27 protein-coding genes are annotated in these 25970 nt (G+C 48.7%); 15 read left to right on the top strand and 12 right to left on the bottom strand.

What is annotated here, in order from left to right; all coding sequences use genetic code 11:
- Positions 1 to 9: 9 nt before the first annotated feature.
- Positions 10 to 1530 carry a SpoVR family protein gene (locus IE064_RS02660; RefSeq protein WP_189616185.1) on the top strand — a complete coding sequence of 507 codons (1521 nt, stop codon included), beginning with the start codon at positions 10 to 12 and terminating at the stop codon, positions 1528 to 1530.
- A gap of 65 nt (positions 1531 to 1595) precedes the next feature.
- Here IE064_RS02660 and fadR read toward each other — a convergent pair whose 3' ends face one another.
- Entirely contained in the window at positions 1596 to 2315 is a 720-nt protein-coding gene (gene fadR / locus IE064_RS02655; RefSeq protein WP_189616575.1) for a fatty acid metabolism transcriptional regulator FadR, read from the bottom strand.
- A gap of 293 nt (positions 2316 to 2608) precedes the next feature.
- Here fadR and nhaB point away from each other — a divergent pair, with 293 nt between their 5' ends.
- Positions 2609 to 4201, top strand: coding sequence for a sodium/proton antiporter NhaB (gene nhaB, locus IE064_RS02650; protein WP_189616183.1), 1593 nt, complete (start codon positions 2609 to 2611; stop codon positions 4199 to 4201).
- 91 nt (positions 4202 to 4292) lie between these two features.
- Positions 4293 to 4802, top strand: a complete 510-nt coding sequence (gene dsbB / locus IE064_RS02645) for a disulfide bond formation protein DsbB (RefSeq protein ID WP_189616178.1) — start codon at positions 4293 to 4295, stop codon at positions 4800 to 4802.
- Between the two features lie 28 nt (positions 4803 to 4830).
- Here the strand turns inward: dsbB and IE064_RS02640 are convergent, their stop codons facing one another.
- From IE064_RS02640 to IE064_RS02630, 3 genes are read right to left on the bottom strand one after another with little or no spacing between them, the layout of a single operon-like run.
- Complete coding sequence (locus tag IE064_RS02640) at positions 4831 to 5271, bottom strand: YcgN family cysteine cluster protein (protein ID WP_189616176.1); 441 nt, start codon at positions 5269 to 5271, stop codon at positions 4831 to 4833.
- 27 nt (positions 5272 to 5298) lie between these two features.
- The gene (locus tag IE064_RS02635) at positions 5299 to 6270 is read right to left on the bottom strand and encodes a lytic murein transglycosylase (RefSeq protein ID WP_189616174.1); all 972 of its coding nucleotides are present in this window, start codon (positions 6268 to 6270) and stop codon (positions 5299 to 5301) included.
- Between the two features lie 10 nt (positions 6271 to 6280).
- The gene (locus IE064_RS02630; protein ID WP_133040063.1) at positions 6281 to 6568 is read right to left on the bottom strand and encodes a YcgL domain-containing protein; all 288 of its coding nucleotides are present in this window, start codon (positions 6566 to 6568) and stop codon (positions 6281 to 6283) included.
- 120 nt (positions 6569 to 6688) lie between these two features.
- On the opposite strand from IE064_RS02630, the gene minC reads away from it, so the two are divergent.
- Genes minC through minE form a run of 3 tightly spaced genes read left to right on the top strand, consistent with a single transcriptional unit; the run spans position 6689 to position 8452 of the window.
- On the top strand, positions 6689 to 7354 hold the full coding sequence (gene minC, locus IE064_RS02625; RefSeq protein WP_189616172.1) for a septum site-determining protein MinC: 666 nt from the start codon (positions 6689 to 6691) through the stop codon (positions 7352 to 7354).
- Positions 7355 to 7380: 26 nt separating this feature from the next.
- Positions 7381 to 8187 carry a septum site-determining protein MinD gene (gene minD / locus IE064_RS02620; protein ID WP_133040065.1) on the top strand — a complete coding sequence of 269 codons (807 nt, stop codon included), beginning with the start codon at positions 7381 to 7383 and terminating at the stop codon, positions 8185 to 8187.
- A gap of 7 nt (positions 8188 to 8194) precedes the next feature.
- Positions 8195 to 8452 carry a cell division topological specificity factor MinE gene (minE, locus tag IE064_RS02615; protein WP_133040066.1) on the top strand — a complete coding sequence of 86 codons (258 nt, stop codon included), beginning with the start codon at positions 8195 to 8197 and terminating at the stop codon, positions 8450 to 8452.
- Between the two features lie 56 nt (positions 8453 to 8508).
- Here minE and rnd read toward each other — a convergent pair whose 3' ends face one another.
- From rnd to tsaB, 6 genes are all read right to left on the bottom strand, one after another.
- Positions 8509 to 9618 (bottom strand): ribonuclease D, encoded by a 1110-nt coding sequence (rnd, locus tag IE064_RS02610; protein WP_189616170.1) that lies wholly within the window; start codon positions 9616 to 9618, stop codon positions 8509 to 8511.
- 68 nt (positions 9619 to 9686) lie between these two features.
- On the bottom strand, positions 9687 to 11360 hold the full coding sequence (gene fadD / locus IE064_RS02605) for a long-chain-fatty-acid--CoA ligase FadD (protein ID WP_189616168.1): 1674 nt from the start codon (positions 11358 to 11360) through the stop codon (positions 9687 to 9689).
- Between the two features lie 193 nt (positions 11361 to 11553).
- The gene (locus IE064_RS02600; protein ID WP_189616166.1) at positions 11554 to 12441 is read right to left on the bottom strand and encodes an alpha/beta fold hydrolase; all 888 of its coding nucleotides are present in this window, start codon (positions 12439 to 12441) and stop codon (positions 11554 to 11556) included.
- Between the two features lie 30 nt (positions 12442 to 12471).
- Complete coding sequence (locus tag IE064_RS02595) at positions 12472 to 13197, bottom strand: M50 family metallopeptidase (RefSeq protein ID WP_133039138.1); 726 nt, start codon at positions 13195 to 13197, stop codon at positions 12472 to 12474.
- The gene (locus IE064_RS02590) at positions 13190 to 13492 is read right to left on the bottom strand and encodes a hypothetical protein (RefSeq protein ID WP_133039137.1); all 303 of its coding nucleotides are present in this window, start codon (positions 13490 to 13492) and stop codon (positions 13190 to 13192) included. The genes IE064_RS02595 and IE064_RS02590 overlap by 8 nt, the downstream gene beginning before the upstream one ends.
- A 35-nt stretch (positions 13493 to 13527) precedes the next feature.
- Entirely contained in the window at positions 13528 to 14241 is a 714-nt protein-coding gene (tsaB, locus tag IE064_RS02585; protein ID WP_189616163.1) for a tRNA (adenosine(37)-N6)-threonylcarbamoyltransferase complex dimerization subunit type 1 TsaB, read from the bottom strand.
- Positions 14242 to 14552: 311 nt separating this feature from the next.
- Here tsaB and hemB point away from each other — a divergent pair, with 311 nt between their 5' ends.
- On the top strand, positions 14553 to 15578 hold the full coding sequence (gene hemB, locus IE064_RS02580; protein ID WP_189616161.1) for a porphobilinogen synthase: 1026 nt from the start codon (positions 14553 to 14555) through the stop codon (positions 15576 to 15578).
- A gap of 116 nt (positions 15579 to 15694) precedes the next feature.
- On the opposite strand, the gene yoaA is transcribed toward hemB, so the two are convergent.
- Complete coding sequence (yoaA, locus tag IE064_RS02575) at positions 15695 to 17611, bottom strand: DNA repair helicase YoaA (RefSeq protein WP_189616159.1); 1917 nt, start codon at positions 17609 to 17611, stop codon at positions 15695 to 15697.
- A 442-nt stretch (positions 17612 to 18053) separates the two neighbouring features.
- Here yoaA and hisG point away from each other — a divergent pair, with 442 nt between their 5' ends.
- The 8 genes from hisG to hisIE are packed head-to-tail and all read left to right on the top strand — an operon-like array spanning position 18054 to position 25248.
- Positions 18054 to 18953 carry an ATP phosphoribosyltransferase gene (hisG, locus tag IE064_RS02570; protein WP_189616157.1) on the top strand — a complete coding sequence of 300 codons (900 nt, stop codon included), beginning with the start codon at positions 18054 to 18056 and terminating at the stop codon, positions 18951 to 18953.
- A gap of 5 nt (positions 18954 to 18958) precedes the next feature.
- Positions 18959 to 20266, top strand: a complete 1308-nt coding sequence (hisD, locus tag IE064_RS02565) for a histidinol dehydrogenase (RefSeq protein WP_189616155.1) — start codon at positions 18959 to 18961, stop codon at positions 20264 to 20266.
- Positions 20263 to 21315 (top strand): histidinol-phosphate transaminase, encoded by a 1053-nt coding sequence (hisC, locus tag IE064_RS02560; protein WP_189616153.1) that lies wholly within the window; start codon positions 20263 to 20265, stop codon positions 21313 to 21315. The genes hisD and hisC overlap by 4 nt, the downstream gene beginning before the upstream one ends.
- A 42-nt stretch (positions 21316 to 21357) precedes the next feature.
- Positions 21358 to 22425: a bifunctional histidinol-phosphatase/imidazoleglycerol-phosphate dehydratase HisB gene (hisB, locus tag IE064_RS02555; protein WP_189616151.1), complete on the top strand. Its 1068-nt coding sequence runs from the start codon at positions 21358 to 21360 to the stop codon at positions 22423 to 22425.
- A complete protein-coding gene (gene hisH / locus IE064_RS02550; RefSeq protein ID WP_189616149.1) occupies positions 22425 to 23072 on the top strand; it encodes an imidazole glycerol phosphate synthase subunit HisH in 648 nt (215 codons plus the stop codon). Before hisB ends, hisH begins: the two co-directional genes overlap by 1 nt.
- Positions 23069 to 23806: a 1-(5-phosphoribosyl)-5-[(5-phosphoribosylamino)methylideneamino]imidazole-4-carboxamide isomerase gene (gene hisA / locus IE064_RS02545; RefSeq protein ID WP_189616147.1), complete on the top strand. Its 738-nt coding sequence runs from the start codon at positions 23069 to 23071 to the stop codon at positions 23804 to 23806. The genes hisH and hisA overlap by 4 nt, the downstream gene beginning before the upstream one ends.
- The gene (gene hisF / locus IE064_RS02540; RefSeq protein ID WP_189616145.1) at positions 23788 to 24579 is read left to right on the top strand and encodes an imidazole glycerol phosphate synthase subunit HisF; all 792 of its coding nucleotides are present in this window, start codon (positions 23788 to 23790) and stop codon (positions 24577 to 24579) included. Before hisA ends, hisF begins: the two co-directional genes overlap by 19 nt.
- 12 nt (positions 24580 to 24591) lie before the next feature.
- Positions 24592 to 25248, top strand: a complete 657-nt coding sequence (gene hisIE / locus IE064_RS02535) for a bifunctional phosphoribosyl-AMP cyclohydrolase/phosphoribosyl-ATP diphosphatase HisIE (protein ID WP_189616143.1) — start codon at positions 24592 to 24594, stop codon at positions 25246 to 25248.
- 60 nt (positions 25249 to 25308) lie between these two features.
- Here the strand turns inward: hisIE and IE064_RS02530 are convergent, their stop codons facing one another.
- Entirely contained in the window at positions 25309 to 25842 is a 534-nt protein-coding gene (locus IE064_RS02530; protein WP_133039127.1) for a cell division protein ZapC, read from the bottom strand.
- Between the last annotated feature and the right edge of the window lie 128 nt (positions 25843 to 25970).

The following is a 25970-nucleotide window of genomic DNA, read 5'->3' as shown; positions in this document are numbered from 1 at the left end:
GGGGGCCATATGGCAAAAAGCAAGCAACGTCAGCCACTCAGTGATGGGCCGGAATGGACCTTTGAGCTGCTGCAATCTTATGAGCAGGAGATAGCCAGAGTCGCCGCCCATTATCGGCTCAATACCTATCCCAACCAGATTGAAATTATTACCGCAGAACAGATGATGGATGCCTATGCCAGTGTCGGTATGCCCATTGGCTACACCCATTGGTCATTTGGTAAACGATTTATCGAGACGGAACAGGGATATAAACGCGGTCAGATGGGCTTAGCCTATGAAATTGTCATTAATTCAGATCCCTGTATTGCCTATTTAATGGAGGAAAACACCATCACCATGCAGGCGTTGGTGATTGCACATGCCTGCTATGGCCATAACAGCTTTTTTAAGAATAATTATCTGTTCAAAACTTGGACAGATGCCAGCTCCATTATTGACTATCTGGTATTCGCGAAGCAGTACATTAGTCAGTGTGAACGCAGATATGGCGTCGAAGAAGTTGAGAGCATCCTCGACTCCTGTCATGCGCTGATGAACTACGGCGTGGATCGCTATAAGCGGCCAGCACATATCTCATTTAAAGAGGAACAACTGCGGCAACAGGAACGTGAAGCTTACCTGCAAAGCCAAGTTAACGATCTGTGGCGCACTATCCCAATGAAACCGGCAGAGCTGAAACTAATGGCTGATAAGTGCTTTCCGCCAGAGCCACAGGAAAATATTTTATATTTCATTGAAAAAAAAGCGCCATTACTAGAGCTATGGCAACGAGAAGTGGTACGTATCGTACGTAAGCTGGGCCAGTATTTCTATCCACAGCGCCAAACCCAAGTCATGAATGAAGGCTGGGCAACTTTTTGGCACTATACCCTACTCAACCATCTATACGATGAAGGGCTCCTTACTGATCGCTTTATGCTGGAGTTTCTACAAAGCCACACCAATGTTGTGGCCCAGCCGGCCTATAACAGCCCTTACTACAGCGGTATTAATCCGTATGCCTTGGGCTTTAATATGTTCTGCGATATTCGTCGAATTTGCGAACACCCCACCGATGAAGATCGTCGCTGGTTCCCGGATATTGCAGGCAGTAATTGGCTCGACACCTTGCATTTTGCTATGCAGAATTTCAAGGATGAGAGTTTTATCAGCCAATATCTGTCACCTAATCTTATCCGCAAATTCAAATTATTCAGTGTATTGGACGATGAACGTCAAGAGTATCTCAGTGTCTCTGCAATCCATAATGAACAGGGCTATCATGAGATCCGCCAGATGTTATCGTCTCAATACAACCTGTCAAATAATGAACCCAATATTCAGGTATATAACGTTAATGTGAATGGCGACCGTGCATTGACGTTACGTTATATTCCCAACCACGGTATCCCCTTGGCAAATAGCCGTAATGAGGTGTTGAAGCATCTGCATCGCCTTTGGAAGTTTGACGTATTCCTGGAGCAAATGGACGATGACGGTGAGCTCAAAATTATCGCGGCGTGTCCTGAAAAACATGCTGCCGCCTGAAAACTTACCGGTGATATAAACAAAAGGACTGCCAATCGACAGTCCTTTTGTTTTTAAGATGGCAACTACAGGTTATCCTGCGCCATTTCCAGTGGCATGGCATCACGCATTTTCTGCCACATGATACCGCTGTCTTTACCATAGCCGCGCATCAACTCAGGCACTTCCGCGAATTGACCAGCCCGTGCCAGCCGTTCCAGATTGAGATAAAAATCTCGCGCCAACTTACGGGCTTCTGCACTACCAAAATAATAGCGCCCCACTTTGCGGTACAGCCCTTTAAAACCATTAAGGATCAGTACATATAAAGGATTGCCGGAAGAAAATGCCAGCGAATGGTGCAACTTGTAATCGAAATCAGTATAAGCTGCAGCGTCGTCAGTCAAATCATGGACTTCAGCTAAGGTGTCGATAGCAACTTTTGGGTTATTCCGCAGCGCGCCACGAAAATAGATAGTGCTGATATTAGTCCTAGCCGACAATAGCTGATCAACCAGTACCGGAAAGCCAGACGGATTCAAATCCGCTATAGTTTCCAGAATATTCAGTCCTGAAGTTTCCCAGAAGTTATTGACTTTAGTAGGTTTTCCGTGCTGGATAGTCAACCAGCCATCGCGCGCTAGGCGCTGTAATACCTCACGCAATGTCGTCCGCGTGACACCGATAAGCTCCGATAATTCACGTTCGGCCGGAAGAATAGAGCCTGGGGGGAATTTATTTTCCCAAATCGAGCGAACTATATATTTTTCTGCAAAACTTGCAGGCCCCTTGGCATTAATGATCATCAGCCCAATTTTCCAGTGGTGACAGTAATTTTGGTCACTGATCATACCAGAGCCAAAAAAAATGGAAACCTTCAAACAATCGTCTACGCATATGACGCATTGTAGACAACACGCTCCCCTGAAGATTAAAAGCTAATTCAACTGCTCAGGTCTCATTTTTACCATTGACTAAGTGATTTTAAGACTGTTTTCAGACTGTTCATGACAATACTCAAGGGTTTGGGCTAGACTGAGCCATTCACAAAGCCAACAACTTTTTATAACGTCTTATAACAACTTGAGAGAGGGAAACCATGCCAATGCCATTAAGTCAGGCTTTCATGGGCAACTTCTTGGGGAACTCACCCAAGTGGTACAAGCTTGCAATTCTATGTTTTTTGATTATCAATCCGATTCTGTTCAGTATTCATCCCTTCCTTGCTGGTTGGCTATTGGTGGCCGAATTTATCTTCACCCTCGCAATGGCATTAAAATGCTACCCGCTGCAACCCGGTGGTTTGCTGGCGATTGAAGCTGTTTTCATCGGCATGACCAGTCCAAGTCAGGTATTGCACGAACTGGAAGCCAACATGGAAGTGTTGCTGCTATTAATCTTCATGGTGGCGGGCATTTACTTCATGAAACAGCTGCTGCTGTATGTCTTCACCAAAATGATCACCAAGGTACGTTCCAAAATCGCAGTATCTTTGATGTTTTGTTTAGCCTCAGCATTTCTTTCCGCATTTTTGGATGCGCTGACGGTTATTGCGGTAATTATTGCTGTTGCAGTAGGTTTTTACGCTATTTACCACAAAGTGGCATCCGGAAAGGATTTCACTGATGACCATGACCATACCGATGACAGCGATGGTCAGCTTAATGCTGAAGAACTGGAGAATTTTCGTGGTTTCCTGCGTAATCTGTTAATGCACGCCGGTGTTGGTACTGCCTTAGGTGGTGTATGCACCATGGTGGGTGAGCCACAAAACCTGATTATTGCGGCACAAGCGAACTGGCAATTTGCCGAATTTGCACTGCGTATGTCACCGGTAACGGTACCCGTGCTGCTGATGGGGATCCTGACCTGTGTTATCGTTGAGCGATTTCATCTCTTTGGTTATGGTGCACAATTGCCGGAAGCCGTTCATCGTATTCTGGTAGATTTTGCCACGCACGAAGACGAACGGCGTACCGCCAAAGACAATGTCAAACTCGTGGTTCAGGCGCTAGTGGGTATCTGGTTGATTATTGGCCTAGCATTCCACCTGGCGTCTGTCGGGCTTATTGGTCTGTCGGTGATCATTTTTACAACCGCATTTAATGGCGTGACCGACGAGCATGCACTTGGCAACGCGTTCAAAGAAGCCCTGCCATTCACCGCATTGTTAGCAGTATTTTTCTCTGTTGTTGGCGTTATCATCGATCAGCACCTCTTCGCCCCGGTTATCCATTGGGCACTCAGCTATGAAGGTAACGTGCAGTTAGTCATCTTCTATATCGCCAACGGCCTGCTATCCATGGTCAGCGACAATGTGTTTGTGGGAACCGTTTATATCAACGAAGTTAAGGCAGCTTTGATTGATGGTCAAATCACTCGCGATCAGTTTGACCTGCTAGCGGTTGCCATTAACACCGGCACTAACCTGCCATCGGTGGCAACGCCTAATGGGCAAGCTGCATTTCTGTTCCTGCTAACATCAGCACTAGCGCCGTTAATCCGCTTGTCCTATGGTCGAATGGTATGGATGGCGTTGCCTTACACTGTGGTATTGTCGGTCGTCGGGATCTTGTCAATTGAAACCGGTTTTCTGCAGCAGGCAACCCAATACTTCTATGATTCGCATATGATTTTGCATCACAGTCTACAGGAAGTACTGAAGGGTGCTGCCGAGGCTACTGGTCATTAATGTTAGATATTTTTGACTGAACCAAGCCGCTTCTGTAAAGTCTAACAAGCGCCCATGAATGTCTGGGCGCTTTTTATTTGGAGCATCTACCTTGATTTCATTACAAAAATTTGCTCATTCCCGCATAAGCTGGCTGGTATTATTGTTGAGCGCGGTAACGCTGGAATTATCGGCATTGTTTTTTCAATATGGGATGAAGTTGGATCCCTGTGTGATGTGTATTTACCAGCGAGTCGCGGTACTTGGATTGGGAACGGCGGGAATTGTTGGTCTGATTGCGCCATCATTTAGGCCGTTACGGGTTGTAGCAGCCGCAATCTGGGGCATCAGCGCGGCATGGGGATTGAAACTCGCAATTGGACTAAATCAATTACAACAGGATCCGTCTCCGTTTGCCACATGCTCATTTACCCCGGACTTTCCCAAATGGTTTCAATTACATGATTGGTTGCCATCGATGTTTATGCCGACCGGGATGTGCTCCGATATTCCTTGGACATTTCTCAGCATCACCATGGCACAGTGGATGATAGTGATATTTGCCACTTATTTGTTTGCCCTCGCACTATACATCTGGCCGATCCTGCGTCGCGCTCAATAGCCCTTGGCCGGGAGATACAACTCCCGGTTTAATCCATATCCTGTAAGGGCCAGGTCACTATGTAGTCTTCAAGGTCACGAATACGGGTCTCATTAACGGTTCGCCCCTTCACTGACATTCCTTTTTTATGCATCTGTTTCTTGCTCCCCGTCAGTAATGGATGCCAACTAGGTAATGGGCGTCCCAGATACAAGCGCCGATAGGCACAACTGTCTGGCAACCAATCCAAGCTGGCGATATTCTGTGGCGTCACAGCGGTACATTGGGGTACAAAATCAAATCGCTGTGAGTAATGAATACAGCTGCAATCCTTATCGGAGAGTAGCTTACAGGCGACATTGGTGTAATACAGCTTATCGGTTTCATCATCGATAAGTTTATTGAGACAACACTTACCACAGCCGTCACACAGCTGCTCCCATTCATCTTGCGTCATCTCATTGAGTGTTTTTGACAACCAGAACGACATTCTCGGGTTACCTGTTTTGTGAATTTCTTAATCTATCTGTAGCGCTTTTATCTTTTCAGATAAATGCACCAGTGCCAGCACCTTATAGTCATCATGCAAAAACTGTTTTAATGCGCGGTAGTTATCATAAATCAGATACTGCCGGCCGTTGACACCATCCGGCATGATCAAAGAGACCTGCATATCTTTACGCTGAGGCAAAGCCGCACCATCATAACGCCTGACCCCCGCCGCTTGCCATTGCACAAAACTTGCCCGGTGCTGTTCACCAATCAATGCTGACTTGAGTTTGCTGGTCGCGCGGACTTGTCGCCCCCAAGTTTGGCTGTCATCCCATCCTTGTGAGTTTAAGCAGTGAGCAATTGTGGCAAAGACATCCAAGGCATTGCCCCAAATATCCGCTTTACCATCGCCATCACCGTCAGTGCCACAGCGATCATAAGCGGACACGGTTAATCGTGGTTGCCCCAATAATCCGTTACTGTCACTGAGCAATTCTGCCGCCGTATTTTTATGCTGCTCAATTCGCTTGAGTGCCGCGAAAAACGCCGATAAATCAGGGGGTGTTTGCGCAGACTCAAATGCCAACGATGCCATTACTGACAGCGCCGAATACGCAGTTTCGCGCTCACCATAATCGGAACTTATGCCCCAGAAAGCCAACACAAAACGCGGTTGTACCTGGTACTTAAGGGCAAGGGCATCAAACTCGCGTTTATGTGCCAGATAAAGCGTCTTCGCCGCTTTTGCTCGTTGTTCTGTCGCCTCGCTAGGTAAATAACGCTCCAACGAACGCTCTTTATCTGATGACGGCGCAGCAGCGCGGCGAAACAGTTTGATTTGAGGAAACTGAGCACTCATCGTGGCTTCATCAATCCCGGCATCCCGAGCCTGCTGTTGCAGTTTTTTCAGAAACGCCGGGAAATCTGCAGTATTGGCATGTGCAACTGCACAAAGACTTATCATCAACCAACTGCAAAGATGCCCAATGCGTCCCATAGTTCTTCCTTTAATCGGTTTCAGCGTCCACGCCACGCTGTGCCAGCAATTCTTGCAGCAGATTGACCGGTGGCGGCGGCAATTGCAGATAATAGCCGTTTTGTTCCAGTTCAGCCTTAACCTTGGCAATATCCGCCAAGCCCAGATGCTGTCGCTTATCAAGAGGAAGCAACATCACCAACTGTGGCGGTCCAAACACCGCCAACAACGCACTTGGAACATCATCAAATTTGTCTTTCTGCCTGATAAATAAATAGGTATCGGCTTTGCGTCTGCTTTTATATACAGCACAGATCATAAGAACACCAAATTCCCCGGGTATAACTTGCCAGTAAAATGGCGACACTATAACATGGTTGCCCATTATACGTTGTATGTTAGTGAGCTTAATGCTCGGACGCCGGAGAATTCCGCCAGGATGCAAAAACCAGTTTTGGAGCTGAAAGGTTCCTCCTTCACGCTATCTGTTCTGCATGTTAATTCCACTGATCTTCCGCTGCTGCTTCAAGAATTGGATAAAAAACTGGCGCAAGCACCGCAATTTTTTATCCATGCCCCGTTGGTATTGAATTTTAGTGCAATTAGTGGTGAAGCTATTGATCTTGCAAAACTGCAACAGACCATGGCTGATCGGCAACTTATTCTGGTCGGTGTGTCTGGCGCAGATGCGCAGCAACAGCAACAAGCTGAATCGCTCGGGATTGCGCACCTGAAGATGGGCAAACAAAATCCGTTGCCACCACCGGCTCCACGGGTCTGTAAAATCGTCAAGCAGAATATCCGTTCTGGGCAGCAGATTTATGCCAAGGGTGGTGACTTAGTGATCTTTGGCGCCGTTAGCAATGGCGCCGAGGTTATTGCCGATGGTAGCATTCATATTTATGGCACCTTGCGCGGCAAAGCGATGGCTGGTGCCAGCGGAGATAACAATGCCGTCATCATTGCCAAGACGTTAGATGCAGAGTTAGTGTCTATCGCTGGGCAATATTGGTTGGCAGAAAATCTGCAACAACATGGCGCCAAAAGCAGTGGCTGTATCAGGTTGAATGGTGAATCATTAATTGTCGAAACGCTGCCCGACTGAGGCAGATACAAAGGATATAACAACACATGGCACAAATTATTGTGGTCACTTCGGGGAAAGGAGGCGTGGGTAAAACCACCTCCAGTGCTGCGATTGCAACCGGCCTGGCACTCAAAGGCCATAAAACGGTGGTGATCGATTTCGATATCGGTCTGCGGAATCTGGACTTGGTCATGGGCTGTGAACGCCGTGTTGTCTATGACTTTGTCAACGTCATCAACGGTGAAGCTAATCTCAATCAGGCGCTGATTAAAGATAAGCGTTGTGACAAGTTATTTATTTTACCTGCCTCGCAGACACGCGATAAAGACGCACTGACCAAGGAAGGCGTAGGAAAAGTACTGGCCGATTTATCAAAAGACTTTGAATTTATTGTGTGCGATTCGCCTGCCGGCATTGAAACTGGCGCAATGATGGCCTTGTACTTTGCCGATACCGCCATTGTCACCACCAACCCAGAGGTGAGTTCAGTTCGCGATTCTGATCGTATTTTGGGAATGTTGCAAAGCCGCAGTCGCCGCGCCGAAGATAACCTTGAGCCGATCAAAGAGTATCTGTTATTGACTCGTTACTCGCCTGCCCGAGTGAAAACTGGTGAAATGCTCAGCGTTGAGGATGTGCAGGAGATCCTAGCCATCGATCTGCTGGGGGTGATCCCAGAATCGCAGGCAGTGCTAAAAGCATCCAATTCCGGCGTCCCGGTCATCATTGATCAAGAGAGCGACGCTGGTCAGGCCTATACTGATACTGTGAGTCGCCTGCTCGGCGAAGATATTCCTTTACGCTTCACCAGTGAAGAGAAAAAAGGATTCCTCAAACGTATATTTGGGTAGCTAAATTATGTCTTTACTTGACTATTTCAGAAGCAGCAAGAAAAGCAGTACTGCAGCCACCGCCAAAGAACGACTGCAGATTATTGTCGCCCATCAGCGCTCACAACGGGATACCCCCGATTATCTGCCGTTGATGAAACAGGAAATTATTCAGGTTATCCGCAAATATGTGCCGATCTCAGAAGAACAGGTATCGGTGCAGTTGGATCAGAATGACGATAACCTGTCGGTACTGGAGCTTAATGTTACCCTGCCAGATCATTGATATGATCTTCGGCATGATAAAGGCGCCCTGAGACGGCGCCTTTGTTTTATCTGTTGCTACAGGCTGAGTGTCTGTAACGTTTCCGCTACCAGTTCGCCACGCCAACCTTGCAACAACAAGGGAAGTTGCCCTTGACAATTATCCCAATACCATCCGAGATATTCATTGATGTGACGTTTGGAACCCAACATTTCCACCGGCACTTGCGCTGACGTGGCAATTTGTTCCAGACAGCTCTTTAATAGTTTAAACGCTGCTTTATATGCTGGTTTAAGCGCCAGTACATCTATCGGTTCTGGTAATCGGGAATAATCGGTATCAGCAATAATATTCACCACATCCCGCGCATAAAAACGTTTTTCCTGATCGGTCAGATCTTTCAAGCGCAGCACATCATTAACCGTGCGAGGCTGCTTCTTGGCTAAAGCAATCAGTGCATGATCTTTCATCACAAAGCCTAACGCTAAATCTTTCTTCACAGCTTTATCTAGCCGCCAAGCCGCTAAGCCGCGTAGCACGGCCAACTCCATCGTCGACAGCTGGAACGCATTTTTAACTTTCAGATAAGCCAGTTCTCTATCAGGTGGCAACAACCGCCCTTCGGTCATTCTGGCACTTTCTTCCAACGCCCATTGATAGCGTCCTTGCTGCTGCAGCGTTTGTTTCAATTCTGGATATAGTCGGTACAGATAAAGCACGTCGTTCGCAGCATAGGCTAACTGTGATTCGGTCAGCGGCCGCCGGATCCAATCGGTCCTGGATTCACCTTTATCCAGCTCAATCCCTAAATACTGCTGCACTAACTTGGCATATCCGAGGCCATGCCCTTGGCCAGCAAGCCCCGCCGCTATCTGACTATCTAACAATGGTGCCGGCTGGATGCCACCATCATGAGCAAACACTTCTAAGTCTTCACTGCAAGAATGAAGCAACTTGGTGATATGCGGTGCCCTCAAAAGTGACCAGAATCCTGACAAGTCATCAATAGCGACCGGATCAATTAACGCCAAGGTTTTACCGTCATAAGCTTGGATCAACCCGAGACGGGCATAATAAGTGCGGGTACGTACAAACTCGGTATCCAGTACCAACAGCTCACTCTGCTGGTACTGCTGCAGCACCGGTGCCAACGCAGCACTGCTGTCAATATACAGATAATCTTGCAAAACTTACTCCTGTGAAGTGCCTGCGAAGGGCAATAAAAAACCGGCTCGGAGCCGGCTTTTTGGAGTTCTTAGGCGCTTTTCGCTTCATCCCTAAGTTCCCTGCGCAGGATTTTTCCCACATTGGTCTTCGGCAATTCATCGCGAAATTCTATCAGTTTTGGCACCTTATAGCCCGTTAAATGCTTACGGCAGTGCTGAATAAGTGCTTCCTTGGTTAAAGATTTGTCTTTTGCCACTACAAATATCTTAACCTGTTCGCCACTGATTGGATGTGGTACACCCACAGCTGCTACCTCGAGCACATCTGGATGTAAGGCAACAACTTCCTCTACTTCGTTCGGGAAAACGTTAAACCCAGAGACAAGGATCATATCCTTCTTGCGATCCACCAGATAGAAAAAGCCCTTATCATCCATATAACCGATATCACCGGTTGCCAGCCAACCATCCTTGTCGATAACTTTGGCGGTTTCTTCTGGCCGATTCCAATACCCCAGCATCACCTGTGGCCCTTTAGCAAACAACTCCCCAGCCTGTCCTTGAGATACCGGATGACCATCACTGTCGCGTACTTCTATCAAAGTGGACGGCATGGGTAAACCGATAGAACCGTTATAGCCTTCAATATTATACGGAGTCCCCGCCACCACCGGTGAGGCTTCAGTCAACCCATAACCTTCAAGCAATTTGGTCTTAGTTAACTTTTGCCATTTTTCGGCAACGGCGCGCTGCACCGCCATGCCCCCGCCAACGCTCAATTTCAACCGGGAAAAATCTAACTCAACAAATTCTGGATTATTCAACAATGCATTAAACAGCGTATTTACCCCGGTTAGCGCTGTGAACGGAAATTTCCGTAATTCTGCAATAAATCCAGGGATATCTCGGGGATTTGTGATCAGCAGGTTATTGGCACCCTTATGCATGAACAAAAATAGGTTCACCGTCAACGCAAAGATATGATAAAGCGGCAAGGCCGTAACCACACTCTCCACACCATCTGTAAGCAAAGGTGAATAAGCGCCATTCGCCTGCAAGACATTGGCGACCACGTTCCCGTGGCTAAGCATCGCTCCCTTGGAAACCCCCGTAGTACCGCCGGTATATTGCAAAAATGCAATGTCTTTGCTGTCCATTTGCGGTTTGACATATTGGTGTGCTTTACCCGCACGCAGCGCCTTGCGCATGGAGATTGCACCAGGCAAAGAATACTTAGGCACCATATGTTTGATGTACTTCACTACGAAGTTAACCAAGGTACGCTTAGGGACCCCCAACAGATCACCAATGCCACTGATAATCACATGTTTTACCGGCGTCTGTTCGACTATCTGCTCTAAAGTATTGGCAAAATTGGACACCACCACGATCGCTTTGGCTTCGCTGTCGACTAACTGATGTTTTAACTCGCGTGGAGTGTATAGAGGATTTACATTGACGACTACTAATCCGGCGCGCAACACCCCAAAAATAGCGATGGGATACTGCAACAGATTAGGCATCATGATGGCAATTTTATCGCCTTTCTTTAAACCGAGATCATGTTGCAGGTAAGAAGCAAAGGCTCGACTACGCTCCTCCAGCTTGCTGAAGGTCAGACTCGCCCCCATGTTAATAAAAGCCGATTGCTCAGCAAACCTGTTCACTGCTGTTTCAAACATCTCCAAAATGGAGGTGAACTGTGCTGCATCTATCTCAGCAGGGACATCAGCTGGCAAGCTATTAATCCAGGGTTGATCCACAAATCTCTCCTAAAATCCGGCTTCAGTGTTACAGCACAGCCAATCTCACTGCGCGCTATCGATAACCACCGAGTTAAGTTCTTATAATTAGCAACCGGTGCCAAACCTGGCTCTGATGCTATAAATCACGATTATAAAAAAATCATACGACCGTTTGAATTTTGATCATAATCACATAAATTTTTAGCTTTGCCTAGTCCCTGCCAATGCAATTTGGTAGTTCTAGGAAGTCTTTGATGGCTAAGGCAACTTTTGCCGCATTCTCCATATGCAAATGATGATTTCCAGTCAATTGCACTTTGGTCAAATGCCTAAACCACGGCGTAACCTTAGGCAACAATTCAGCCAGCGAAGCATATCCCTCGGTTCCCGTCAGTAATAGCGACGGTATAGCAATTCCCTGCATCAGTTGCTCCACTTGCGCCAAACTCAGGCGCTGCGGAGAATCGGTTCTAAGCCGCGGATCTGTGCGCCAATAGCTGCCTGCCGCATCGTGTGCAATATTGCGTTGCAGGATCAAGCGACACCATTGCGGTTCAAGACCCGTAAGGCGGCAGCGTGAATCAACTGCCCGTTCGAGCTCGCAGTAATGCCGCGGTAAGCGCGATTTTTCCATAGTTTGTCGGAAACTCTTACGCAAGCGAGATCGCTGGTAACTGATGTCTTCAAACAAAGGGGTTAGCGCTTCAATCAACACCAACGCAGCGACTCGCTCGGGATAAGCAGCCGCATATGCGCTAGCAACAATTCCCCCCAACGAATGGCCGACAATGTAAACCGGCGTGTCGGCACTGACAACTTTCAGTAACCGATGCAAATCATAAAGATAGTCAACCCAGTGCAACGGATAATTTCCTGGACGCCTGGGTGACCAACCATGCCCTGGCCAATCAATTGCTAGAACGCGATAATCCGCTTGTAAGTGAGAAGCGAGCGGCTCAAAGCTGTTAGCGTTATCCAGCCAACCGTGCAATCCGACTAAGAGCGGTTTATGGGCGTCGCCCCAAGCTCTTATTGCAACCGTTTGCTCACCGAGATCGATCTCCCCGTTCACGGGGCCGGAAGATTGCCATAGTTCCATCTGTTTGTCAGGCCGTCCTTCAAATTTTTATCATTTTCTACCACTGTCCAACGTTCTAGCGACACCTTTGGCCTTTGCTGATTGGTTAGCAACAACCCGCCAACACAGATATAACGCCCCCAGCCCCACGGCAAACCACAGAGCTACCCAGATCACCGCAGGGATCAGCGTCATCTGCGCTAATAACGCCGCATCGCCACGTTGTCCCAGCCCCAACAATACCGCCGGACTCGCTAGTGCGTTGAGCATAACTATCATGGCGACTAGCCGCAGACTACCACGCAGTAACGTACTGTAAGTCAGCTTTAGGGGCAGTAAAAATAACACCGAGAGACTCAACATGATGGCAATACTCAACAGATCTCGCCCCCACAATGCCAACGTCAGTAATACCACCAGCCCAAGAGCCAGATAGCTTTGGCGAATACCTTGTCGCAGACAAGACATGAAAAAAAGCAATGTTCCCCAAAGTGCCGCGCCGGTATAACCACTAAACCCGACTAATACAGGCCAGCCGCCTTGGCTAAAACACAGACCGGATCCATCGGGGAATAAGCGGATTTGGCTAACGACACCACCTGAAATAACCGCGGCAATGGCATGGGAAAGTTCATGGAAGTAACTCTCAAGCCAATGAAATGGCAGCGATACATAAGGCAGACGGGACAGCACCAGCGCTAAAATCAACTCAACAAAAAACTGGGCTTTTCCAGGAATTAACGACGGGGAAGATGGCACGGTTCGAACATCAAGCATAAACATCAACGCCAACCATCTGCGAAATACTATCGCGCTGTTCGGCATGCTGAGTTAGCAGATAAGTGGCAATGGCACTAGAGCTGGTCGAGGTATCCCGTTCATACTCCACTTTTGCCTGATATTTGGCATCCACCATATCGTGGTCAATGTCAACAGCAGGACTTTCTATGGCTGTTGGTGTTGTTGCAACAGCATTAACGACTTTTTCGCGTGCTGGAGATACCGGACGGTTGCTGGCAACTGCCTGTGACAGATCGGGGGTATTGTTCAGTGAAACAGTCTGAATATTCATGACCACACCGCCAGTTTAGCTCTGCATTGCACCGGTTATGCCCTGCCGGGCAATTTCTTCCATGCGACAGTATCACGCAGATACACGGGGGCGAGTTGATCAACCGTCGTCGCATGTCCCTGCTGCCATTCGCTGACAGCAAGAGTAAGCATGGCATCTGCGTCAGGATATTTCACGCTTTCCGCTAAGGTCAAGTTATCGATGTTAAGAATAAGATCCGGATAGGTTTCAAAGCCGCTACCGCAAGCAAAAATAGTTTCTGCATCAGCAAAAGGTGACTGCAGTGCCTGTGGAGTGCTTACCTGTTCTTCGCCAACCAGCACGGCTAAGCCGTCAACCGCTTCAAAACACCCCCAATAAATCTCGTCCATACGGGCATCAATAGCACTGATAATATAACGAGCCGATGTGCTATCAATCACCTTCTGCGCCAACGCCGCCAAGGTGGAGATACCCACTACGGGGATATCGCGTGCCAGCGCTAAGCCCTGTGTCATTGAAGTACAGATACGAATCCCGGTAAAACTGCCGGGGCCCCGGCCATAAGCAATAAGCCCCACATCTGCCATGGTCAATCCGGCTTGCGACAATAAACCATCAATCATCGGCAGTAACCGCTGGCTGTGTTCTCTTGGCGCTTCTTCGGCAACCGATAGACGACCGTTGGGCCATTGCAAAGCAGCAGAACAGAGTTCGGTGCAGGTATCCAGCGCCAACACCACGGGCGGTAGCTTTTGATTTGGTTTCATCTAGACCTCGGTTGCCGGGAAACTATCACCGGCCGACTTTTGACGGCGGCGATCATACCACCAAATCTCCACAAGCCAAGTTTATCGGGCACGATAATCGCAGCATGGTGTCGTGTCCTAGCTGCGTAGTTCACATTTCACGCATATACATCGACCTGCCACAGCCATCACGAGATGTTTCGTGATATGTTTCAAAGTATCATCATCTGCCTAGCAGTTATGCTCTTGCTAATTTTCCGGGGCGATTGGCGAACTTTAGCTAAAATTGTTTGCCTTAGTGACAAGCCTCATCAGCTAACAAAGGAATTTTCATGTCTGATCAATGTAATCACACTCATACTTTCAAGGCACCATTACGCCGTCTGCGCCGTCTACGTACCTCTGAAGCTATGCGTGCTATGGTCCGGGAAAACTTTATCTCGCTGGACGATCTGATCCACCCGATTTTTATTGAAGAAGGCATCACTGCCCCGGTTGAAATCCGCACCCTGCCAGGCATCAGCCGTTTTCCAGAATCCATGTTGGCGCAGGAAATCAAAGAGCTGCAAAAACTCGGTGTTAAATATGTGATGCCTTTTGGGATCTCCCATCATAAAGATGCAATCGGTAGTGACACTTGGAATGATGAAGGTTTGCTAGCCCGTATGGTACGCACCATTAAGCAAACTGCGCCGGAAATGATCGTCATCCCTGATATTTGTTTCTGTGAATACACAGATCATGGTCATTGTGGTGTGATTGAACACATCCATGATGATGTGCATGTATGTAACGATGCCACCGTGGAAAATCTGGTAAAACAGGCCATCTGCGCTGCTAAAGCTGGGGCCGACATGCTGGCGCCTTCCGCCATGATGGACGGTCAGATCCGCGCAATGCGTGATGGCTTAGATGCCGCAGGTTATGAAAACGTATCTATCCTCGCCCACTCTGCCAAATTTGCTTCCGCATTTTATGGCCCATTCCGGGAAGCGGTAGCCAGCGAACTGAAGGGTAACCGTAAAGGTTATCAACTGGATTGCGCCGATGGGCGCCAAGCCATGGTAGAAGCGCTGTTGGACGAAGAAGAAGGTGCCGATATCCTGATGGTAAAACCGGGCACACCTTATCTGGACGTATTGGCGCGTCTGCGTGACCGCACTGATCTGCCGTTGGCGGCTTATCATGTGGGTGGCGAATATGCCAGTATCAAATTTGCCGCACTGGCTGGGGCACTGGATGAACGCGCCGTGGTGACTGAAAGCTTTATCGGCTTCAAACGTGCCGGTGCCAGTTTAATTGTCAGTTACTATACAAAACAGTTTGCTGAATGGCTGGCGGCTGACAAAAACGTCTAAAGTAAGCCACAACGTGTTACCAAACGGGAGGCCAGTGGCCTCCCATTTTTTTTGATTCATTTTCATAGCAATACTAAAAATAAAGCATTAGATATACATATCCAATTGATTAATATTCATTTTATTTCTTGTAAAAATGCCAATGCTTTATTGATGTCTCGCGTTCTGGCCATTGGTGGCAACGAATTCAAAAAGGCACTGCCATAGGCGCGGTTCACAATGCGGTTATCACACAGGATAAGCACGCCCCGATCATGCTCGTCGCGGATCAGCCGTCCAAAACCCTGTTTTAAGGCAATCACCGCCTGCGGCAAAGAGATGTCATTAAAGGGATCGCCACCCCGCCTATGCAATTCTGCTGCGCGGGCACGATAAAGATTGTCATCCGGTGATACAAACGGCAGCTTGTCAATTATCACGCAAGACAGCAGATGCCCTCGCACATCTACCCCTTCCCAAAAACTGCCAGTCCCCAGTAACACGGCATTACCAAGTTGGCGAAATTTCTTCAGCAGGCTCTGTTTGCCCGCACTGCCCTGCACTAACAGTGGATAATGACAACGCCCCCGCAGCGCTAACGCCACCCGCTCCAACATCCGGTGGCTGGTAAACAGAATAAATGTCCGCCCTTTGGCAGCCTCTATTGCCTGCAAACAGATACTCAGCAAGCGCTGCAGCTGATAGTCGGAATCACTGCGGACATCCGCTAATTGCCGAGGCACGCAAAAGAGTGCCTGGCGCTGATAGTCAAATGGACTATCGAGGATCATTTCACAACAATCTGTCAGCCCTAAGGCTTTAGCGAAATGTCGTAGCTCACGATTAACCTGCAGTGTTGCAGAGGTAAATACCCAACGGCAATCACCATTAAATAACTGCATACACTCTTGGGTCACATCTATAGGAGCCATTCGCAACATCGGCAAACGCCCACTCAATTCTAACGAATAGGCGGCACTGGGGTTATCGCACTCAAGGAAAAGCTGCAATTTAGCCAAGTATTCCAGCCATTTTTCAAAGCAATCATCCAACGCTTCGCTGCGACCAACATGCGCCAATAACAAACGCTGTAACGCCTGAAACTCCTCTAGCAACTGCCAACTGCGTCCAGCCAATACCTTGTCTGCTAACAATAGTCGCCAGTCATTTTGTCCGCTTTGCAGACACGCCTGCGCCCAATCGGCTAAACGGCTCATACAGCGCCTGGCCAAATCGCCAAGTTGTACCGTATCGCGCAATTCATTGAGATAAACTTCTTCAATGCGCGCCAACAAGCGCTCCATTGCCGCCAACGACAATTGCTGACCGAAATAGCTCACGGCGATATCTGGTAATTGATGCGCTTCGTCAAACACCAGCATATCCGCTTTTGGCAGCAATTCGGCAAAACCGGTATCTTTCAAAACCCAGTCCGCAAAAAACAGATGATGATTAATGACGATGATCTTAGCGTCTAAGGTTTTCAGTCGAGCCTTGCGGGTAAAACACTGCTCATAAAATTGACAGCGTTTACCGATGCAGCTTTCACGGGTTGATGCCACCAAGGCGAGCGCTGGCGACTGTTCGGACACAGTGGCGACCATGCCCAAATCGCCATCACTACTGGCAGCCGCCCATTGCTGCAGCCGCAGCAAATCGTCTAACGTTTGACTCTCCAAACTTTGCGCACTGTCCAGCTGCTGTTGCAGTCGTAGCTGACACAGATAATTGTTACGCCCTTTAAGTAAGGCAATTTTGGGGGCGATGTCCAGCATCGCTAATAGTGCAGGAATATCCTTGTAAAACAACTGTTCCTGCAGATTTTTACTACCAGTGGACACTATCACCTGCTTACCAGACAACAGCGCAGGTATCAGGTAACCAAAGGTCTTGCCAACACCGGTTCCCGCTTCCAGCACCAATTTCCCAGCAGGGCGATCTAACGTTTCAGCAACTGCCTGCGCCATTTGCAGTTGTTGTGGTCGCGGTTTATAACCTGAGATCCCACGCGCCAACACACCTGCTTGAGAAAACGCCAAATTGACTTCTTTCATTAAACGGCTAATGGTGAATCTCCGCGCACTTAGGGAACTGATTGTCAAAGGGCATTATCCTCAATTCTAGGGTCACAGCAAGCCGCACCGCCGATTGTTTTTACTCTCTCCGATTAATCGGCTGTAAAGTGCATGATGATGCAAAATCAAAATTTGAAAATTAATTGTTGCAAATGCGGAATAAAGAGATTAGCTTAACTCCCATATTGACGTTGCCTTTCAATAAACGTCATCTGAACCAAATTTAGGAAATGAATTAATGAACCAGCTTCAGTTTGCTATCCACCATCATCACCACGAGCGGTAGCCTTCGGAGCTGACTGCCGGAGGTATATTCCTTCTGGCGGTTGATTCAAACGACTTAACACCCCCGGAAGGAATTCCGGGGGTGTTTTGTTTTTAGCGTTAAAATTTTTGAATCAACAATCAGGAAATCACCAGCATGACTGCATCAAACCGATTAAGAATTGCCATCCAGAAATCCGGACGTTTGTCCGAAGAATCACAGAAACTGCTGAAAAAATGTGGTGTTAAATTCACCGTCAACGAACAAAGGCTAATAGCCCACGCCGATAACATGCCAATTGATCTGTTGCGGGTACGTGACGATGACATTCCAGGGCTAGTAATGGATGGCGTAGTTGATCTCGGTATCATCGGTGAAAACGTGCTGGAAGAGGAAGAAATTGAACGCCAGAGTCTGGGGATGCCCTCTGAATATCAGAAGCTAAAACAACTGGATTTTGGGGGGTGCCGTTTATCACTGGCGGTTCCGAAAGAGTTTGCTTACCAAGATGCGTACTCCTTAGAAGGTTTGCGGATTGCAACCTCCTACCCCAATTTACTGCGCCGTTTTATGCAAAATAAAGGCATAAGTTTTCGAAGCTGTCTGTTAAAAGGTTCGGTGGAAGTGGCGCCTCGCGCCGGACTTGCTGATGGCATTTGCGATCTGGTATCTACTGGGGCGACGCTGGAAGCCAACGGTCTGTACGAAACCGAAGTTATCTACCGCTCAATGGCCTGTATTATTCAATCGCAACAACCTCAATCTGATGAAAAGCAGCAACTCATTGATACACTGATGAGCCGCATTAACGGCGTGATCCGCGCGCGTGGCAGCAAGTACATCCTATTACATGCCCCAGTAGATGCGCTGGAACAGGTAGTAGCCCTATTGCCAGGCGCGGAAAACCCCACTGTACTACCACTCAAAAATGACAGCAGTCGGGTGGCGGTGCATGCCGTCAGCAGTGAAGATCTGTTCTGGGATACCATGGAGCAGTTGACGGCATTGGGCGCCAGTTCCATTCTGGTAATGCCAATTGAAAAAATGATGGGGTGATCCTGATGCAAACCCTCAACTGGAATCAACTTGATAATGAAGCACAAACCGCTTCACTGCGCCGTTCGCCACTGGTGGGTGACAACACGTTGGAGCAGCAGGTTAGCGAAATTATTAGTACCGTACGGCAACGTGGTGATGCGGCGCTACGCGAATACAGCCGCCGCTTTGACAAAACAGAGATTCAAGATATTCGGCTATCTGACGCAGATATCAACGCTGCATCAGCGCGGGTCAGTGATGAACTGAAAGCGGCGATTCAAGCAGCAATGGCTAATATCCGTCGTTTTCACGAAGCGCAAAAACCCGGCACAATCTCGTTGGAGACACAGGCGGGGATCCGCTGTGAACTTCACAGTGAAGCGATTGCAGCGGTCGGGCTGTACATCCCCGGCGGTAGCGCACCCTTGATCTCTACCGTGATGATGCTGGCTTTGCCCGCCAATATCGCCGGTTGTGAGCGTCGCGTACTGGTGAGTCCGCCGCCAATCGATGATGCTATTGTGTATGCCGCAACCGCGTGTGGCGTAAATGAAATTTATCAAGTCGGTGGCGCGCAGGCGATTGCAGCGCTAGCGTTTGGCACCAAATCAATTACCCCAGTAGACAAGATTTTTGGCCCAGGCAACCGTTATGTGACTGAAGCAAAAAGCCAGGTTTCCCGTGATAATCAAGCCTGTGTCAGCATTGATATGCCGGCGGGGCCATCTGAAGTGCTCGTGATTGCCGATGCCAAGGCCAATCCAGTATTTGTTGCAGCTGACCTGTTGTCTCAGGCTGAGCATGGCCCTGATTCGCAGGTGATGCTGGTTACCGACAGTGACACCCTTGCCAGAGCGGTAGCTCAAGAAGTTGAACGTCAGTTAGCCGCGTTGCCCCGGGCAGAGATCGCCCGCAAAGCGCTGTTTTGCAGCAGAACATTGATTGTAAAAGATATGCAGCAAGCGGTTCAGGTATCCAACCGTTATGGCCCTGAACACTTGATCCTGCAAACTCAGCAACCACGTGAATTACTCATGAGTATTCGCGCCGCAGGTTCTGTATTTGTCGGTCCCTATACGCCTGAATCCGTGGGTGATTATGCCAGCGGCACTAATCATGTATTACCTACCTACGGTTATAGCCGTACAGTCTCCAGCTTATCTTTAGCCGACTTCTGTCGGCGCTTTACGGTGCAGGAATTATCGGCTGAAGGTCTGTCGAGACTCGGTAATACCGTTATGACACTCGCGGCAGCCGAACAACTGGATGCCCACAAAAATGCAGTGGCTCTGCGTTTGGCGACCCTTGACGTAAAAGGAGAAGCACAATGAGTGCCGCGACGTTAAATCTAGCGCAACGATTGGCGCGCCCAGAGCTTTTAGCGCTTGAACCCTATCAAAGTGCCCGTCGCATTGGTGGTCGCGGTGATATCTGGATCAACGCCAATGAAAGTCCTTTCAATCATACAGATTTGCCACGGTTGAACCGCTATCCTGAATGTCAACCACCAGCGCTCATTGCAGCTTACAGCCGCTACGTTGGCGTTGAGAGTCAACATATTGTCTGCAGCCGTGGGGCCGATGAAGCCATTGAGCTATTAATCCGCACGTTTTGTATTCCAGGTAAGGACAGCATCGCACTGTTCGGCCCCACTTATGGCATGTATGGCATCAGCGCTCGTACTTTTAATGTTGGCGTAGTTTCGATGTCGCTGACAGCAGACTATGGATTGCCAGACGATCTCAGTGCAGTCAAAGGTTGTAAGCTGGTGTATATCTGTAATCCCAATAACCCTACCGGCACCTTACTTAGCCCCGGCGTTATTGAAAAAGTCCTAGAAACATTGCCTGAACAGTTGGTGGTGGTCGATGAGGCCTATATCGAATTCAGTCCAGAATACTCAGTTGTTAACCTGCTCGACAAATACCCTAATCTAGTGATCCTGCGAACACTTTCCAAGGCGTTTGCATTAGCTGGCGCACGTTGCGGTTTTACCTTAGCCTCCGCCGATATCATCGCCATGATCATGCTCGTCATTGCCCCCTACCCGGTTCCGCTACCGGTGTCGCTATTGGCAGAGCAAGCCCTCAGTGCTGAAGGCATCACCCAGATGCGTGCTGATGTCAAACTGCTGAAACAGCAAGGGCAGCGGCTGGCAGAATGTCTGGAACAACTGGGGGCCAAAGTGCTGCCAAGTGGCGCGAACTTTGTACAAGCATATTTTGATGACATCCAAACGGTAGCCCAAGGGCTTAAAGATGCCGGTATTGTCGCCAGAGCTTACAAAGACCCCCGATTACTCAACGCTATACGCTTTAGCTACAGCGATGGGCATGAAACAGATCTGATAATCGCGACACTGGAAAACATTCTGAATTAACCGCCCTACACAGATACCGGCCAACCGGTACAAGGTAAACCCATGAGCCAAAAGATACTTTTTATTGACCGTGACGGTACGCTGGTGGAAGAGCCAGCCATTGATAAACAACTCGATAGACTCGACAAATTGGTATTTGAGCCACAGGTGATCCCGGCGTTACTTAAATTACAAAACGCTGGTTTTAAGCTAGTGATGGTATCCAATCAGGATGGTCTGGGGACAGAGGCTTTCCCGCAAGCCGATTTTGATGCCCCTCATAATCTGATGATGCAGATTTTCACCAGCCAAGGCGTGACCTTCGACGATGTGCTTATCTGTCCACACTTTCCCGGTGATAACTGCAGTTGTCGCAAACCCAAACTGGGATTGGTAAAAGACTACCTCATCAGCGGTAAAATTGATTTTACTCGTTCGGCAGTGATTGGTGATCGGGCCACCGATGTAGCACTCGCGGATGCCATGGGGCTGAAAAGCTTTCAATATCAGCGTGATGTATTAGGCTGGCAACAAATCGCCAATGAATTGCTATCGCGCCACCGCAGCGCCGAAGTGGTGCGGACTACGCGGGAGACGGATATTCGTGTCACCGTAGATTTAGATAATCCCGGCCACAACAGCATCAATACTGGAATTGGTTTTTTTGATCACATGCTGGATCAGATTGCCACCCACGGCAATTTCCGTTTAAGCGTGCAGGTCAAAGGCGATCTGCACATTGATGATCACCATAGCGTGGAAGATACCGGATTGGCGTTAGGCGATGCCCTAAGGCAGGCATTGGGAGACAAACGCGGCATCGGCCGTTTCGGTTTCAGCTTACCGATGGATGAAGCGCGAGGTGAATGTCTGCTCGATCTCTCGGGGCGGCCGTTTATTAAGTTCAACGCCCACTTTAACCGTGACAAAGTGGGCGAACTGGCCACCGAGATGGTACCGCATTTTTTCCGCTCCTTTGCCGATGGTTTACGTTGTACGCTGCACATTGGCTGCGATGGCGACAACGAGCACCACAAGGTAGAAGCGCTGTTTAAAGCTCTGGGCCGGGCACTAAGACAAGCCATTCGGGTAGAAGGTGATGCCCTGCCGTCAAGTAAAGGAGTCTTGTGATGAGCGAAACTGTCATTATTGATACTGGCTGTGCCAATCTCAGCTCGGTGCGTTTTGCCTTTGAACGGCTAGGTGCCGATGTCAGTGTCAGCGATGATCCTGTGGTGATCACGGCTGCCACCAGAGTGATCCTGCCGGGTGTCGGTAGTGCGCCAGCGGCCATGCAGTCCATCCGCCAAAAACACTTAGTGGAAGTGATCCAAAACCTAACGCAGCCGGTGCTTGGCGTGTGTCTGGGCATGCAGCTGATGACCGAATACTCCACTGAACGTGGCGAAAAAGATCAAGACACTCAATGTCTGGGGCTAATTCCAACGTCGGTGCGTGAACTCGATACCCAGCAACTGCCAACACCGCACATGGGCTGGAATCAGTTATCACCAGTGATGAAACATCAGCAGCCACATCCCTTGTTTGCCGGTATCAGCAACGGTGATTTTGTGTATTTTGTGCATTCATTTTGCGCCCCGGTTAGCGATTACACTATCGCCCTCAGTGACTATGGTGAACCGTTTGGCGCCGCTATTGCCAACGGCAATTTTATGGGGGTGCAGTTCCATCCGGAAAAAAGTGCCGCCGTTGGCAGTCGCATTCTGCAAAATTTTCTGAAAATGTCCAAAGCAACGCTCAGCGGAGGTGCCGCATGATTATTCCCGCCATTGATCTGATTGATGGTCAGGTGGTGCGCCTCTATCAGGGCGACTATGAGCAACAGACCACTTTCGCTTACAGTCCTTTGGAACAGTTGCAATCCTACGAACGCCAAGGCGCTAAATTGCTGCATCTGGTGGATCTTACCGGTGCGAAAGATCCGCAAAAACGCCAGACCGCATTGATTGCCAAACTCGCCGCCGGACTACAGACACCGTTACAGGTTGGCGGTGGTATCCGTAGTCATGCGCAAGTAAAGGAGTTGCTGCAATCAGGGGTTTACCGAGTAGTGATTGGTTCATTAGCGGTGAAACAGCCCGAATTAGTCAAACAGTGGTTTACCGAGTTTGGTGCTGAACACATCTGTCTGGCACTGGATGTCAATATTGACGCAAACGGCAATAAAGTCGTAGCGGTCTCCGGTTGGCAAAGTGGTGGCGGTAAAACACTGGAATCGCTAGTGGCTGAATTTACACCATTGGGTCTCAAACATGCGCTGGTGACCGATATCAGCCGCGATGGCACCATGACAGGTGCGAACAATGCGCTCTATCATGAGTTAGCCAGCAGCTATCCTAAAATTCGCTGGCAGGCATCGGGCGGTATCGCCTCATTAACCGATGTTGCCGCCGTACGCGACAGTGGTGTCAGTGACATTATTATTGGCAAAGCGCTGCTCACTCAACAATTTACCGTCACGGAGGCAATCCAATGTTGGCCAAACGCATAGTTCCCTGTCTGGATGTCAAAGCCGGAAAAGTGGTCAAGGGCGTGCAATTCCGTAACCATGAAATTGTCGGTGATATTGTGCCACTCGCGCAGCGTTACGCCGCAGAAGGTGCCGATGAGCTGGTGTTTTATGATATTACTGCCAGTGCTCACGACCGCACAGTGGATAAGTCCTGGGTCAGCCGGGTAGCACAGCAGATAGATATCCCCTTCTGTGTCGCTGGCGGTATCCGCTCCATCGAGCAAGCCCGAGAAATTCTGGCGTTTGGTGCCGATAAAATCTCCATCAACTCTCCGGCATTATCTGATCCCAGTCTCATCCGCCGTTTACACGATGAGTTTGGCCGTCAGTGTGTTGTGGTCGGTATCGACTCCTTCTATGATGCCGCTAGCGACAGTTATAAAGTGAAACAGTTTACTGGAGATGAAGCCGCCACCCGCGATACCCAGTGGTACACGCTGGATTGGGTAGAAGAAGCACAAACGCAAGGCTGCGGCGAGATAGTACTCAACGTTATGAATCAGGATGGTGTACGCCAAGGTTATGACATCAATCAATTATCCAAGGTACGTAGCGTTTGCGACGTGCCGTTAATCGCCTCCGGTGGTGCAGGCACTATGGAACATTTTCGCGAGGTGTTTCTAGATGCTAACGTCGATGCGGCATTGGCAGCCAGCGTATTCCACAAAGGGATTATCCCAATCCCAGAGTTAAAACAGTATTTGCGTGACGCGGGTATCTGTATCCGCAACGACCAACCGCTGCAAGCATAAACAGGAAGTAACATGACTCAATCAGAAACCCCCTCTTGTACCATGACGCCAGCACAGCAACAGACATTGCTCAATGAACTGGATTGGGATAAACAACAGGGACTGGTACCTGCCGTGGTGCAGGACTTTCACTCCGCCAAAGTGCTGATGTTGGGCTATATGAACCCAGACGCACTGCAAACCAGCTTTGCTAAAGGTTTGGTGACCTTCTATAGCCGCAGTAAACAACGGTTGTGGACCAAAGGCGAAACCTCAGGTAACCATTTGCAACTGGTGTCTATCGCCATGGATTGTGACCGCGATTCATTGCTGGTGCAGGCAGTGCCGACTGGGCCCACCTGCCATCAAGGCACAGAGAGTTGCTGGGACGGTGACGTTCACCCCTTTATGCATCAATTACAGGCGGTAGTCCACGGCCGAAAAAATGCCGATCCTACCACCAGTTACACCGCGTCACTGTTTGCCCGAGGCACCAAACGGATCGCGCAAAAAGTTGGGGAAGAGGGACTGGAAACAGCACTGGCGGCAGCAACCCATGACAAGTTTGAACTGGTCAATGAAGCCTCAGACCTGCTCTATCATCTGTTTGTACTCTTGGAAGATCAGGATCTGTCTCTGGCGGACATTAATGCCAATCTGGCGTTACGCCATCAGAAAGCCGGTAAATGAGTGCATAAAACGACAAAGGCGATCTTATCAAGATCGCCTTGTGGTTTTTCATCATCAGTTTTACGCGGCAACTATCTGTTGCTGAGCTCGCAGTGCAAACAAGCGATCGTGCATCACTTTAATGGTTTCAAACTTTTGCAGTGATTTCACATCACTCAACATGTATTCATGATCCAACATCATCACGGTAGAAGCCTGCAGATTAGTCTCAACCACCAACACCAACAAGCGCTCACCGTGGCACTTCAAGTTGAACAGCTTACCCGGCTCACTGTAAACACAAACATCGCTACTTTCAAAGAACCAAGATTTAGGCATCTGTGGCTTCTGTAAAAAGCAAGCGGCGGTAGCATTTAATGCTAACTGCACCAAAAACGCATCCGGCAGTGACAGACGTTTACTGAGGCTGTCGAGCAGGTCAATATAATATCTGGCATGTTCCACACTGAATTCGAGCTGACCCAGCGCATCCGGAATTAAGGTTTTGGGTTTATAAGGGGTCAGAAATTCTAACTCTGAGCCCAGGGTAATACCCAGAACCCCGTGAGATTCGTTATATTGCCATTGCCAGCAACTTTCAGGCATTAATAACATAGCGTAATCCAACCGACCTTTATTATTATGGGCAGATAGTAGATGATATTTTATTCAATAGCAAAATATAGTTTAAATATTCTGCGCAACATTTCAATAATTAATATTGCAGATCTAAAATAAGTTAA

This window comes from Shewanella fodinae (assembly GCF_014651955.1).
Taxonomy (GTDB): domain Bacteria; phylum Pseudomonadota; class Gammaproteobacteria; order Enterobacterales; family Shewanellaceae; genus Shewanella; species Shewanella fodinae.
This window is presented reverse-complemented; position numbering and strand designations above follow the sequence as displayed.

What these genes read in the sequence shown, in the direction of transcription:
- IE064_RS02660 (WP_189616185.1), top strand. Translation starts at nt 10, where the DNA reads ATGGCAAAAAGCAAGCAACGTCAGCCACTCAGTGATGGGCCGGAATGG.
- fadR (WP_189616575.1), bottom strand. Translation starts at nt 2,315, where the DNA reads ATGATCATTAATGCCAAGGGGCCTGCAAGTTTTGCAGAAAAATATATA.
- nhaB (WP_189616183.1), top strand. Translation starts at nt 2,609, where the DNA reads ATGCCAATGCCATTAAGTCAGGCTTTCATGGGCAACTTCTTGGGGAAC.
- IE064_RS02640 (WP_189616176.1), bottom strand. Translation starts at nt 5,271, where the DNA reads ATGTCGTTCTGGTTGTCAAAAACACTCAATGAGATGACGCAAGATGAA.
- IE064_RS02635 (WP_189616174.1), bottom strand. Translation starts at nt 6,270, where the DNA reads ATGGGACGCATTGGGCATCTTTGCAGTTGGTTGATGATAAGTCTTTGT.
- IE064_RS02630 (WP_133040063.1), bottom strand. Translation starts at nt 6,568, where the DNA reads ATGATCTGTGCTGTATATAAAAGCAGACGCAAAGCCGATACCTATTTA.
- minC (WP_189616172.1), top strand. Translation starts at nt 6,689, where the DNA reads ATGCAAAAACCAGTTTTGGAGCTGAAAGGTTCCTCCTTCACGCTATCT.
- minD (WP_133040065.1), top strand. Translation starts at nt 7,381, where the DNA reads ATGGCACAAATTATTGTGGTCACTTCGGGGAAAGGAGGCGTGGGTAAA.
- minE (WP_133040066.1), top strand. Translation starts at nt 8,195, where the DNA reads ATGTCTTTACTTGACTATTTCAGAAGCAGCAAGAAAAGCAGTACTGCA.
- IE064_RS02600 (WP_189616166.1), bottom strand. Translation starts at nt 12,441, where the DNA reads ATGGAACTATGGCAATCTTCCGGCCCCGTGAACGGGGAGATCGATCTC.
- IE064_RS02595 (WP_133039138.1), bottom strand. Translation starts at nt 13,197, where the DNA reads ATGCTTGATGTTCGAACCGTGCCATCTTCCCCGTCGTTAATTCCTGGA.
- IE064_RS02590 (WP_133039137.1), bottom strand. Translation starts at nt 13,492, where the DNA reads ATGAATATTCAGACTGTTTCACTGAACAATACCCCCGATCTGTCACAG.
- tsaB (WP_189616163.1), bottom strand. Translation starts at nt 14,241, where the DNA reads ATGAAACCAAATCAAAAGCTACCGCCCGTGGTGTTGGCGCTGGATACC.
- hemB (WP_189616161.1), top strand. Translation starts at nt 14,553, where the DNA reads ATGTCTGATCAATGTAATCACACTCATACTTTCAAGGCACCATTACGC.
- yoaA (WP_189616159.1), bottom strand. Translation starts at nt 17,611, where the DNA reads ATGAAAGAAGTCAATTTGGCGTTTTCTCAAGCAGGTGTGTTGGCGCGT.
- hisG (WP_189616157.1), top strand. Translation starts at nt 18,054, where the DNA reads ATGACTGCATCAAACCGATTAAGAATTGCCATCCAGAAATCCGGACGT.
- hisD (WP_189616155.1), top strand. Translation starts at nt 18,959, where the DNA reads ATGCAAACCCTCAACTGGAATCAACTTGATAATGAAGCACAAACCGCT.
- hisC (WP_189616153.1), top strand. Translation starts at nt 20,263, where the DNA reads ATGAGTGCCGCGACGTTAAATCTAGCGCAACGATTGGCGCGCCCAGAG.
- hisB (WP_189616151.1), top strand. Translation starts at nt 21,358, where the DNA reads ATGAGCCAAAAGATACTTTTTATTGACCGTGACGGTACGCTGGTGGAA.
- hisH (WP_189616149.1), top strand. Translation starts at nt 22,425, where the DNA reads ATGAGCGAAACTGTCATTATTGATACTGGCTGTGCCAATCTCAGCTCG.
- hisA (WP_189616147.1), top strand. Translation starts at nt 23,069, where the DNA reads ATGATTATTCCCGCCATTGATCTGATTGATGGTCAGGTGGTGCGCCTC.
- hisF (WP_189616145.1), top strand. Translation starts at nt 23,788, where the DNA reads ATGTTGGCCAAACGCATAGTTCCCTGTCTGGATGTCAAAGCCGGAAAA.
- hisIE (WP_189616143.1), top strand. Translation starts at nt 24,592, where the DNA reads ATGACTCAATCAGAAACCCCCTCTTGTACCATGACGCCAGCACAGCAA.
- IE064_RS02530 (WP_133039127.1), bottom strand. Translation starts at nt 25,842, where the DNA reads ATGTTATTAATGCCTGAAAGTTGCTGGCAATGGCAATATAACGAATCT.